Below are 331 nucleotides of genomic sequence, written 5' to 3' on the forward strand. Positions count from 1 at the left end.
CAATATCGAAAGTAATTGGTGATCCTGTATTGTTTGGGCTGCTTAAAGTTATCGTGTAAACAATATCCGTTGGAGTAAGTTCTGATCCCTGAGTGCTGACACTCAAGGCTGCTGATACACTTTCATCATCGGTAATATTCGCCGTAGCACTGGCCGTGCCAATGCTTATGGAACCATTGCTTGGGTTACTTATTATGGCAATTACGGTTTCCGTATTAGCTTCCAATAGGGCATCGTCGATTACCAATACTGTGAATGTTCCTGTAGAAGCCCCATTGGCAACAGTTATTGTAGCACCTGATGCGATGGCAGTATAATCGACACCACTGCT

1 protein-coding gene is annotated in these 331 nt (G+C 43.8%); it reads right to left on the reverse strand.

The window, feature by feature from the left end:
* Positions 1–331: hypothetical protein (locus ACXR6G_RS20170; RefSeq protein ID WP_458363257.1), on the reverse strand; the 331-nt coding region annotated here is incomplete at both ends.

It is taken from the genome of Ancylomarina sp. YFZ004 (assembly GCF_054254355.1).